This is a genomic window from Methanothermobacter sp. (assembly GCF_049720995.1).
Classification (GTDB): domain Archaea; phylum Methanobacteriota; class Methanobacteria; order Methanobacteriales; family Methanothermobacteraceae; genus Methanothermobacter.
Map to the genome: position 1 here is coordinate 74,513 of NZ_JBNASF010000004.1, position 12,223 is coordinate 86,735.

Genomic DNA, 12,223 nt, shown 5'->3' on the forward strand with positions numbered 1-12,223 from the left:
GCGTTCCTCATGGACTTTAAGAGTTCTATGGGTGATTGAGGTGTTTCTTATGGACTTCACGCATTTCTATGATGTTTTAAGGGAGAATATTAACAGTTACCGTGGAGAATATGAGCTGATAGTGGACTACGCCCCGGATCTCTTCCGGCTGCTGGCTGACGTGCTGAGGAGTGATGAGCTGGTGGGTGAGGAGAGGCTGAGGATATCCGCCGCCATGGGCTACCTGGTGGCCCCATACGATGTGATACCCGAGGAGATCTACGGGCCCCACGGATACATAGATGACGTCTACCTCTGTGCTTTGGTGGTGGATGAGCTTGCATCCAGACACGGATACGGGTTCCTGGAGGAGTACTGGGCTGGTGATGAGGACCTTGAATATGTTATTGAGGAGTGCATTGAGAGGGCCTCGGAGATACTGGGGGAAAAAACAGAGGAAATACTCTCATATGCCGGTTTCAGATGAAAACTCGAGGCTAATTTTTAATTATTACTCCATGTTTTTTTACATGAAGGGGATCATTGTTTTAAATGAACTCATTTTTTAATGTTAAATTAAAAAATTTTAAATACGGTGAGATAGAATATATTAATTCTGAGGGGGGGTAAATCTTGAATGATATTACCTACGAATTCTTCTCTTCAGGAATGGGTTCATACACCGGACTTGCTGTTTTTGTACTTCTACTGGGTATTCTGGCAATGACATGTCCTGTTTCTGCTGCTGAACTCAACGACTCGACAATACCACCACCTGACATTGACCCATACGGGACGGTGAGGTCCTGGAATGGGGACCCGATCGAAAATGCAACCGTGAGGGCCATGGATGGTGGTTTGACAGTTGCAGAGAACACCACCAGTTCATCGGGGGCATATAACCTTATTCTACCCCCCGGCACCTATGAAATTGTGGCATCAGCCGAAAATTACACCTCATCATCCCTTATCATTGACGTGGATGAACCCCTCGAGGTCAACTTTGAACTTGCATACCCCAACTCCTTCTACGGCACCGTCCATGACACATCAGGAGCGCCACTGGAGAACGTCATCATTGAGGTCCGTGACCAGATGGGCACCACCATTGCAGAGAACTACACTGATTCTGCTGGCAGATATATGGTAAACTATGGCAGATACTTCGATGAACACCCTGGAATCATACAGGCCGATCTTACTCTCATGGCCTTCAACGATGACCTGTTCACAGAGACTTATAACATCCTCATGGGTCCCGGTGAATCATCACGCGTTGATTTTGAAATGGAGTACCTCACCTCCATCGGGGGGACTGTGAGGGGCCAGAAGACCCTGCCATCAGGCATCCCTGTAACCATCCTCCTTGAGGGTGAGAACCGCACAGGGTACACTGACCGGTATGGTAACTTCTACTTTGAACTCAGAGAGGATGAGGTCCCCCTTGTGAGGGGAATAAGGGTGGATGCATATGGTTACCACCCCTGGAGCAGTGACCTTACCCTGCAGCCGGGTGATGACATATCCCTTAATATAATCCTGAATGAGAGGGCTCTCCTCACGGTTAACGTCACCAGCTCAGGCGGGGAGCCTGTTGAAAGGGCTATTATCTCATTCGCTGGAATGGAGGGATGCACAGGTGAGGATGGTTCAGTTAAACTGGCCGTCGATACAGGTGAACTCACAGTTCATGTTTCACATCCACTCTACGCCCCCGAGAACAGAACCATTGAGGTTTATGAGGGTGAAAACAGCCTCAGCATTGAACTCATAAGGCTGGGGCTTCCTGTGGAGGTGAGGGGGGTCGTGGTTGATGGGGGAACACCCCTTGAGGGTGCCGAGGTTGTCCTCATCAGGTGTTCCCGTGACACTCACCGTGCAGATGTGGATGTATAAACCATACGCTGAGACCTTCACCATCCCTGAGGCAGGGGATGTGAGAAACATTGAACTTGAACATGAAACCATACTGGTTGGTCGTGTGAGTGACCCTGATGATGAAGTAGTGTATGCGGATGTTACCCTCAGCTACACCCACAGTGGTGAAACCTTTGAGCTGAACGCAGATGTTGATGAGGGAGGCTATTATCTCTTCTATGGTGTCGGACCCTCAGATACAGGTACATATGACATTCGCGCGTATCACCCACTATACAGGCCCTACCATGCAGTCATAACCCTGAACATGTCCTCCGAAAATCTGCATGACATCGTTATGGGCTACTATGATGGCTCAGCATCCTTCACCATACTGAACTGGACCGGGGACCCTGTGCAGGGAGTGGGTGTTCAGCTCAATGGACCTGGCTACCTCTATGGTGTCAGTGGATCCGATGGTACCGTCCGGTTCCCACACCTTCCCGATGGCCTCTGGATCTATAACATCAATCCTTATGGGTACGTGCCGGTCAGCGGAAACATAACTGTGAGTGGAGGGGGATCTGAATCCGTGACTGTCAGGCTCATAAGGAAGGGGCAGCCTGTCACCCTCCAGGGTCACGTATATGACACCGATGGAAACCCCCTGAAGAATGTGCAGATAATTTTCTGGCCAGACCCCAATCCTGGATATACCTCAATTTCAGGAAGGACAGATTCAAATGGATTCTACATCTTCATGACAGCGAGTTACCCGCAGCTTGTATCAGGTCTTGCAGGGACCATCAAAACATACCTCCCCCACTACAGGGACGCTGAGATACCCGTGCTGATTGGTGAGGGCACCATAACCAGGGACATCCACCTTGAAAGCTGGAATTCAAACATAACCGTGAATGTCACCGACATAAACGGCAACCCTGTGTCCGGAGCTGAACTTTACCTCTGGGGTCCAGACAGGTATGATGGCAGCACGGGTCCTGATGGCCTCGCTGTATTCGAGAAGTGCCCTCCATCAGAGGAATGGGATATCTACATTTATCATGACAGTTATTACGCATGGGACGGGTACTGGTACACCCTTGAGGATAACCAGAACCTCACAGTCAGCGCAATCCTTGTTCCAAGAACCGTGCCCTGCAGGATAGGAGGAACCGTTGTTGATGATGTGGGTGTTCCGGTCTACAACGTCAGCGTGGATCTCTACTACATAAACTCAGGGACCCCTGAGAGATGGGGAAACAAACCAAACACCAGAACAGATTCATGGGGTAGATTCTCATGCACCCTCTATGACACCACTGCCAACATCATGAGGCTTGTGTTCTCAAAGGATGGCTACAGGAACCTGACAGTGGATATAATGCCATGGGAACTACCCGCGAACCGCACATTCACCCTGAACCTGGATGTTGAGGAGACAGGAAGGGTCCAGGGTTATGTTAGGAACTTCCTCCAGCAGGGACTTGCTGGTATAACCGTGGTGGCATCAAGGATAGGGTACCCTGACATATCAACCACAACAGATCAGGATGGATTCTACAGTTTTGATCTGCCGGCAGGAAACTATGTGTTCACCGCCGGAAGCCCCCATTACATATACGTGAGCAGGGCCACCACAGTGGCACCTGAAATAACGGTCCCTGTGGACTTTGAACTTCACCTCATGAATTCCATCTACGGCTACATATGGTTCGCAATGGATGATGGAACATCCGTTCCTGCAGATGGGGCCATGGTGGAGCTCAGCACAGGAGGGTTTCCCATAGCATCGGCCCTAACAGATTCCAGTGGAAGGTATGAGATTCAGGCCCCCTCACAAGGTGTATACAACATCACAGCCACCAAATACCCCTATGAGTCAGCACATGAAACCGTGAACATCCCAATATCCTTTGTGTTACTGGAGATGACACTCAATCCAGGTCCATATTCAGCCTTTTATGGGGTTGTAACAGATGCGGTTACAGGTGAGCCCATTGAGGCTGCGAGGGTTGTCCTGACGTGCTTAGGAGGAGAATTCCCTGAATTTCAACTTGAAACATTCACAGGAGCTGATGGTTCATACATGTTCCAGTCCCTCTACCCATGGAAGGAGTACACCCTCTACTTTGAGAAACCGGGCTACGCCCCTGCAGGGGACCTGTGGTTCTACCTGGAGGTTGGAGAGGAAATCGAACACAACCAGCCCCTTGAACCACTGGTGTTATCATCCATTTCAGGGACGGTAACATGCTGGGCAGGGCCACTGCAGGCCACTGTGGTCCTTGATGATAGTATAACATATGTAACGGGATCTGATGGAAGATTTGAATTCACGGATGTCATGGTTGGATTCCACGATATAAAGGTGATCATCGATGGGGTAAAACACTATGAGGTCACAAAATACGTTGGTAACGCCCAGCACCTGGATGAGCTCATCTACATTCTCACCTACCTCGTTGATAGAAGACCCCTGGCAGATGAACGCGTCAGCACCATGGATGTGAGGGCACTCATCTTTGGAGGAAGACCCGGAGCAACAGGTGCCCTATTAAAACTCTACAGGGGTACAGGTCATCAGATGTCCCAGGTTGATGGTGCGCTTTCATGGGATGGCTCATGGCTTGTCTTCACACCCCTGAACCCTGAGGACCTTGCGGCGGGGATATACACTGTCACGGTTAATGTTGGATACGAAATTTCAGCCAGCTGGACCTTCTGGTACTTCCCGGTGACCAGCAACACCCCTGTGATAGTTTCAGTTACACCTTCAGATGGCAGCTTATTCAGGCGCCCATCAGAGATCAACATAACCGTGGCTGTCAGGAATGACCCTGGAAATGGTCTATCATCAAATGAATCCCGCATATTCCTGGATGGTTCCCCACTCCCAACAGAGGTGAGGGGTGACGCCGGAAACTGGGAGCTTCACGCTGTTTTCTCTGAATTCACACACGGATGGCACACACTATCAGCCATTGCAATTGACAATCAGGGCCTCGGCGCATCAGTGGAGTGGAGGATCTTCGTATCCCATACATCAGGGCCCATCATAAGCAATCTGAGGGTGACGCCTGCATTTGTACCTGGAAGGGAAAACATGCATAACCGCAGATGTGAGCGAACCCGTCAGGTCAGTTTCGCTGCGCTTTGAGATACCATCCAACAGTGTTGGGCTTGGAGGATTTGAGGATAGAATAGATGGTTACTGGAGCGGATGGTTGAGGAACTTGCAGGGGCCATTCATCCCACCGGATGGGGAGATACACTTCACCATCATGGCTGTGGGAATGGATGGGGCGTTCTCAAACACACTGGATGGTTCAACAATCATCGACACTGAAGGACCTGAAATTATATTAACAGACTCTGATGTTCTTAAATCAAGAAATACAACCATAAGGGGGCTCCTGAATGACCTTACAGGAATTTTCAGCTTCAATGCAACATCAAAAACCTGTAATGTGACACCTGGCTTCACGTCAAACACTTTCACGGTGGAAATCTCAGCCCCCTCCGACGGCTACCATGAGATAGTGATGAACGCCACTGACATCCTTGGAAACTTCCGCAGGGTGGTCTACAGGATCCTCATTGACACATCAAATCCCCTTGTCCACTTCACAGCCCCAGGAGCGAACAGCACCGTGAGACCAGGCGCTTTGCTGAGCTTCAGGGTATCAGATGGACCCTCAGGACTCTGGAGGGGCTACCTCATGTACTGCTCCAACAGGAGACCTGATCCCGTCCCTCAGGACCTCAGGGTCCTCCTTGACGGAACTGACATAACAGACAGACTGGAGTACGGCAGGAGGACATATTCTGACCCTGTAAGTTCAAGCACATATGGCTACTGCTACACAGCGTCCCTTGAATCCATTGAGGTAGCATACAATCCCAGATTATATGGCTTCCTCAACGATGGTCAGCATACACTCCAGGTCACGGTAAAGGATCGGGCGGGTAACGAGGAAACATCTGAGCTGAGGTTCTCCAGCTTTACAGGAAACCCTGAAATCAGGGAAAAAAAGTATTGATATGATCTCAGAGGATAATGAAACACTGATTCTCATATTTGATGTCCAGGAGAACTCAGATGGAGGATTCGATAAATTCCAACTCAAGGTGGATGGCTCCACGGTAGCAGCACAGCCCATCATAATACCTGGCATCAGTCCATACATGTGTAACGTGAGGTATGAGGTTACAGGAAACTTTACAGAGGGCCCGCATACAGTGAGCCTTACAGTTACCGATGGCAGGGGATTCTCAGGCACACTGGACACGGGATTCTATCACCTTGAAAGGATACCTGTAGACCTGCAGAACTTCGATAAGAGGTACATTTACATCCCGGACATCAGTGTATACTCAGGAAACCACATCCATGACCTTAAAACCAACAGTTCATACTACTTCACCCAGGGCAGCAGCGCCCTTCACGGCTACTGTGCAATGGATGGGCCCCCCGGGACCTCCTGTACATTCACAAGGAAAGGTCAACTAACTGGATACTCCCAATGGGGGGCCAGCTGGCGTTCACCATAGCAGAAACACCCTATATGAATGCAGCTGGTGCAGAGTTCCTCTCACTATGGATGACCGATATAGAGGTCATCAATAATGTTTACTGGGGGTGGGGTGGAGGCATACTGGTCTACTTCGACGATGGACGGGGATACAATCTCCTCGTAAATAACACCAAAGGGATCCCTGGATTTGACCTCCTCAGCAAACTGGACCCCCCCGCAATACTCTACGCCAGACATGAAGCCCCCTGGGTGAACTGGAAAGGTGTTGTGGACAACAGCATCGCATCCAGAAGGGGGGCTGATGGAAGGATATGGAAGAACTACATCGTGAAGATACCCCCGGGCCTTAACACAGCCAACCTGAGGTTGATATTCGTATGGGAGACCGTAAACTGGTTCCAGAACAGCGCGGGCATGACTGTCTCTGTCTCATCAAAGATAGATCATGTTGAACTTGTTAAGTCCATAGTGGACTACGTGTACCCTGACTTTGGTGAGGAGGACGTTAAACTCAAACCAACAATATGGGCCCAGTTCAAGGTTCCCCTGGATACTGCAAGGTTCGGGTCAGAGGTCTTCCACCTCAGGAACTCCGCAGGTGGAATCATAAATGGAACAGCCAGCTATGATCAAATACTGCAGAGGGCCTACTTCACACCCTTCAGTGAACTGGGGGGCCTCAAGACCTTCACAGGATACATCAGCCAGGACATAAGGACGATCTATGGGGTTGTACTCCCGAAGATGGAACCATACACATGGAAATTCACAACTGCCCGTGGACATCCAGTCCTCTGGCAGACGATCAGGTATGGTGGAGAGGACTACTGCATATACCTTGTCTGGGGGCCTGACTACGCTGGAGGAAACCCGGGCTACCTTTACTCAGGGAATGAACTTGTATCAACCTATGGAACACTCCTGGAGATACATGTTATCAAGAAGGTTGGAAGCAGCTACTATGAGATCGGGGATATGGACCTCAAACGCATGATATTCCAGGCGGCCCAGAGAAAGGCCTTCTACAGCACATCCAGTTTCACATCATCGGAACTCATATCCCAGTCAACCAGGGAATGGATTGAGGATCGTGCAGGAAGCTGGAGCGGATGGTTGCTCTGGGGACTCGCATGGCTGGTCTCAGACCCGGCCCCGATCCCTGACGATGATGAGGTTATAAAGGACATGATAGCCCTCATACTGGGTGATGGCTCAACACCAGCCACACTTACAGGTGTCGAACAGGCACTATCCTGGTTCTCAACGGGACTCACAGGTGCAGGTAAAATAAACGATGCAGTGGAAAAACTGAGGGAGATGAAGGCAAAGAAGGCCGGTAACAAGTTCGAGGAGAGTGTGGTTGGTGATGTCCTTGAGATAGCAGAGTTTGTTAATGGAGAACTTGACTTCCAGAGGGAGCTCTGGGAGTACGTCTTCAAGTGCATGTGGCAGCTGAGGGTTGCAGAGAACTACCGGCCACAGTTAACAGCCATACTTCCATATACATCTGGAGGTACACATGAGGCCCTCAGTGAATTCCTATCAGCAAGTATAAACACTGTGAAAAGGGATGTAGCCCTCAAGGTGGCTGAGCACATAGGTAAAACCACTGTAAGCCTCATTAAGGACGCTGTTATTGAGGTCATCAGCAAAAACCCCTACGGTAAGATTGTGGCGACGACACTGAAGGTCTTCTTCAAGATAGCAAGCTTCACAAGGTGGGATGATGTCCATGCATCATCAAATGTTGCAGTAGCATACTCCGACGCAGAGTACAGCTTCCACAATGCCAGGGAGGCACTGGTAAGTACCTTCAGGCTCATATCACCTGACAGAATTACAGTTGAGGACGTGACCTACCCTGCGGCGGCTGGAAGGCTCTGGTACGGTGCAGGGGGATACTTCTATGATACCATGCTCAAGATAGCCAGGATAGTGAGAAACTGGCCAACATCTGATAGTAGTTCATGGGACGCTGCAATAGCTGTATATGAGAGATACGCCTCAGAGTACCTTAAAAGGAGTGGCAGCTTCATACCCGAGGTGCTATCATCAAACACTGACATAATGCGTCTCCTCCCCCTCATAAAGGGGGGCACGGCGGGTAAACCCTCAAAGATATACCTGGCCGCCTATTCACCGGTTGCGCTCCTTGTAACCGCACCTGACGGCCGCAGGATAGGATATGATCCCACACGCCCTGAAGGTCAGAGAATAGTTAACGACTTCGGTGACAGTGCATTCTACAACAGCCCCTACAGTGAACCGCAGGTCATGGTCATACCTGCAGGTATAGGTGAGCTCAGGATACAGGCCTTCGGGGTTGACTCAGACACTTACAGGATAACCGTTGAGGTCCTTGATGAGAACGGAACCCCCATCTCAGGTTCAGAGTGGACCGGTAACATAACCCCTGGTGTATATAAATTCTTCAGCCTCCTCATAGACCAGTACGGCTCAACCTACAAATATGATGGAAGGGCACCGGTTATCAGGGTTACAGGCGTATCAGGGGGTGGAATGTACACCGGTACGGTTAAACCCATCATATCAGTTTCTGATGACAACCTTGAGGGATGGTTCGCAACACTCAACGGCAAACTCTACAGTGGGGGACCCATAAGTTCACCGGGTGTTTACACACTGGTTGTGAGGGCAACCGATGGAGTTAACGTGGTCTACAGTACAGTGATCTTCATGATACAGGGGGTTTCACCAGTAAAGCCACCCGAGGAGGGTGAACACGGCGGTGCCTGGGAGACTGTAATAGTGCATGCTGCTTACCATGTTTCAGGTGCTGTAGGTGAGGTCCCATCTAGGGCTGTGGCACCACCCGCTGAAATGGTTAACGCTACACCCAGAGGCATGGAGGGTGGATATGACTACACATGGCTTGCAGTGTCCCTCCTGGTGTCAGTGCTCATAATCGGGGTGTACGGGGCCCTTAGAAGGAGGAATACGTGAGGGCTCATCTCCCCCATAATTTTGATCCGCAGATCCCGCAGAAGTTCTCATCACCCATAAGAGGTGTTCCACATTTATGACACTTTAAATCGATTTCTAATTGAGAACCAGTGTGTTTTTCTATAATTTGATTGTATGCTCCTGATTCAACCCAATCAAGGATTTCTGAAGCCCTCATAACAGTCCATGGGTGTGTTGATCCAATTATAAGCATGATTTTCCCTATCTTATCAAGGGCATCATAATCGTACCCCTTAAACTCCCTTGCCTGTTCAATGAACTGATCTCTGTCAATCCTGTCGTAGAACCTTTTAGGTGCGCCTGATATTTTAATCATGGTGTTTATCACGGCATCTTCATCCTGACATGCCAGGAGCCCTGCCCTGTCAGCGGTGAACTCTGACATTCTATTCCAGTAGAGGAGTGCCAGTTCAAGGCCGGTACTTATCAGTCCACCTATCCCCAGTGTAGCCGTTCCGAGGATTTTACCAGCCACAGGTATAATCTCTGCCATCGTATGATACAGCATATGGCCACTTTTTATATGCCCAGCCTCATGACCGATCAGATATCGCAGTTCATCCTCTGTGAGTAAATTGATGACCCTTGGCGTTAAGATGATTATAGGGTTTTCTGATCCTATGGCACACCCATTAATGCCATTCCTCCTATATAAAGTTCAGGTATCCTTTTGAGGTGAATGGTATTACAGACATCAACAAGAATATCATGAACTTCAGAGAAATGTGCTTATCTGAATTCTGATAAGCATCTGAATTACTAAAAACTGGAATGGGACCTCGAATTTAAGCACATCAGAACTTCCGTAAAACAACCACGGTAATTTCAAGACCCCATGTCAATGCACAAAACCTCGCCCCACATCTGTGTGAAGTTAGCAAAGGGAAGCAATGATTAAAATAGTTTCAAACAAAAATTAAAAAGCATGTGCAATAAGAGTGGGGGTGTTCTATTGGACAATAATGAACTGAGAAAGAAACTGAAGGAACTCCTCAGACTTGAATATGAACCTGTTGCCATAAAATGGTCCGTCAGGGAGCCAGCCAGCATTGAAAGGGAGAAGTTTAAATCAAGGTTCTGTGAAAAACTAGTGAAGGCAATGAATGGTGAGGTCTTCTATGCGACCAGGGATGAGGAGGAGTGCATGGGGGGTGCAAGGTACACTGGGCTGAGGGATCCATCGGAGTTTCCTGCGAACATGCGAAGCGGTGCTTTCCTTGTGCCCATGGGGGTCTACAGGAACATACAGGCTGTGCAGCGCTCATGGAGGGGTAACCTGAATATTGAACATGGGGTGTTCAGGGCCCTCATATTCGCCCCCCTTAAACTGGCTGAATATGAGCCCGACGTCCTATTCATCCTCTGCAATGCCAGACAGGCGATGGAGGTCCTCCATGCCAACGCCTATGACTCAGGTTCACATGGCATCGGCGCTGACTCAGGACCCATATGCAGTTCAATGGCGGCGCTCCCCTACCTCACAGGGAAGGTGAGCTATGGATTCGGGGATGCTGGCTCAAGGAGGTACATGGGCCTGGGGGATGATGTGGTCATGGTGAGTATCCCCGGGGGTGATCTGCAGCGTATCGTCTCGAACCTTGAGGAGATGAGGACCCGAAAGCTATTCAGGGAGGATGATGCAAAAAAATAAATCAGTACTTCAGGGACTGAGGTGAATGTTCAGGATTCTCCTTGTAAAGGATGGGGAAGGTTTTCCAGATTTAGAGGAAAAACTTGGGAGCAAGGGTTTCAGGGTGGATTTTGCCACAGGTCTTGAGGATACCGGCGAAACTGAAGCCGATCTGATCATCATATACACAACCCCCCAGAGGGTGGGGGAATTGGATCCAGGAGATACCAGGGTCCCCCTCATGTACCTCATCGACTTTGAGGAGGAGGGGAGGCTTGTCTTAACCTTTCCTTATGGATGTATTGAGAAGCCTGTGGATGACGATGACCTTAAAGGATGCATTGATTTTGTCATAAACAGGATCATCCTTGATAAGGAGCGCTACAGGAAACTCTTCGAGTACATCGATAGCTGTGTGGCTGTCTATGAGGCAGTGGATAATGGTGATGACTTCCTAATCAGGGATTTCAACCGTGCCGCTGAACGCGTTGAGGGGGTTAAGAGGAAGGAGATACTTGGAAGGAGGGTGACTGAGGTATTTCCAGGGGTGGATGATTTCGGACTTCTTGAGGTTCTAAGGAGAGTATACAGGGCCGGAAGGGCAGAAAAATTTCTCCTCGCTTTTTACCGTGATGATAGGATATGTGGGTGGAGGGAGAATTTCGTATACCGCCTCCCATCAGGTGAGGTGATAGCGGTCTATAGGGACCTTACAGAGCGTAAAAGGCTTGAAAATGAGCTTAAAGAGAAGGAGAGTTTATACAGGAGCATATTCGAGAATACAGGGTCTGCTACAACCATAGTTGATGATGACACCACAATATTAATGGTTAACAGGGAATTTGAGAGGCTAAGCGGCTACTCCCGGGAGAAGATAGAGGGTAAGAAGAGCTGGAAGGAATTTTTGATGGAGGGTGATCTCAGAAGAATGGAAGAGTATCACCGCCTCTGGATGAGGGACCCTTATGCCGCGCCAAGAAATTATAACTTCAGGTTCCGTGACCGCTGGGGTAATATAAAGTACATAAGGATGACTGCGGATCCCATCCCTGGAACCACCATGATAGTGGCTTCACTCGTTGATGTCACAGATATCCGGGAGGCTGAGGAGGAGATCATCAAATCCCTCAGGGAGAAGGAGGTGCTTCTGCGGGAGATACACCACAGGGTCAAGAACAACCTCCAGATAATATCAAGCCTCCTCTCACTTCAGTCAGCCTACACAGATAACCCT

At 49.4% G+C, this 12,223-nt stretch carries 9 protein-coding genes; 8 read left to right on the plus strand and 1 reads right to left on the minus strand.

Features of this window, described 5'->3' with window-relative positions; genetic code table 11:
- Positions 1-49 precede the first annotated feature (49 nt).
- From ACPLJI_RS02490 to ACPLJI_RS02515, 6 genes are all read left to right on the plus strand, one after another.
- Complete coding sequence (locus ACPLJI_RS02490; protein ID WP_424731460.1) at positions 50-466, plus strand: YkvA family protein; 417 nt, start codon at positions 50-52, stop codon at positions 464-466.
- Between the two features lie 146 nt (positions 467-612).
- Positions 613-1,875 carry a carboxypeptidase-like regulatory domain-containing protein gene (locus ACPLJI_RS02495; RefSeq protein WP_424731459.1) on the plus strand — a complete coding sequence of 421 codons (1,263 nt, stop codon included), beginning with the start codon at positions 613-615 and terminating at the stop codon, positions 1,873-1,875.
- The gene (locus ACPLJI_RS02500) at positions 1,823-4,996 is read left to right on the plus strand and encodes a carboxypeptidase regulatory-like domain-containing protein (protein ID WP_424731458.1); all 3,174 of its coding nucleotides are present in this window, start codon (positions 1,823-1,825) and stop codon (positions 4,994-4,996) included. Before ACPLJI_RS02495 ends, ACPLJI_RS02500 begins: the two co-directional genes overlap by 53 nt.
- Positions 4,923-5,879: a hypothetical protein gene (locus ACPLJI_RS02505; RefSeq protein ID WP_424731457.1), complete on the plus strand. Its 957-nt coding sequence runs from the start codon at positions 4,923-4,925 to the stop codon at positions 5,877-5,879. The genes ACPLJI_RS02500 and ACPLJI_RS02505 overlap by 74 nt, the downstream gene beginning before the upstream one ends.
- Before the next feature lies 1 nt (position 5,880).
- Positions 5,881-6,390: a hypothetical protein gene (locus tag ACPLJI_RS02510; protein WP_424731456.1), complete on the plus strand. Its 510-nt coding sequence runs from the start codon at positions 5,881-5,883 to the stop codon at positions 6,388-6,390.
- Entirely contained in the window at positions 6,363-9,338 is a 2,976-nt protein-coding gene (locus ACPLJI_RS02515; protein WP_424741114.1) for an Ig-like domain-containing protein, read from the plus strand. Before ACPLJI_RS02510 ends, ACPLJI_RS02515 begins: the two co-directional genes overlap by 28 nt.
- Positions 9,339-9,342: 4 nt before the next feature.
- On the opposite strand, the gene ACPLJI_RS02520 is transcribed toward ACPLJI_RS02515, so the two are convergent.
- Complete coding sequence (locus ACPLJI_RS02520; RefSeq protein ID WP_424741117.1) at positions 9,343-9,996, minus strand: M48 family metalloprotease; 654 nt, start codon at positions 9,994-9,996, stop codon at positions 9,343-9,345.
- 315 nt (positions 9,997-10,311) lie between these two features.
- Between ACPLJI_RS02520 and ACPLJI_RS02525 the strand changes: the two genes are divergently transcribed.
- Both ACPLJI_RS02525 and ACPLJI_RS02530 read left to right on the plus strand, forming a co-directional pair.
- The gene (locus ACPLJI_RS02525; protein ID WP_424731454.1) at positions 10,312-11,010 is read left to right on the plus strand and encodes a DUF169 domain-containing protein; all 699 of its coding nucleotides are present in this window, start codon (positions 10,312-10,314) and stop codon (positions 11,008-11,010) included.
- Positions 11,011-11,035: 25 nt separating this feature from the next.
- A partial coding sequence (locus ACPLJI_RS02530; protein ID WP_424741115.1) for a PAS domain S-box protein occupies positions 11,036-12,223 on the plus strand: 1,188 nt, incomplete at its 3' end.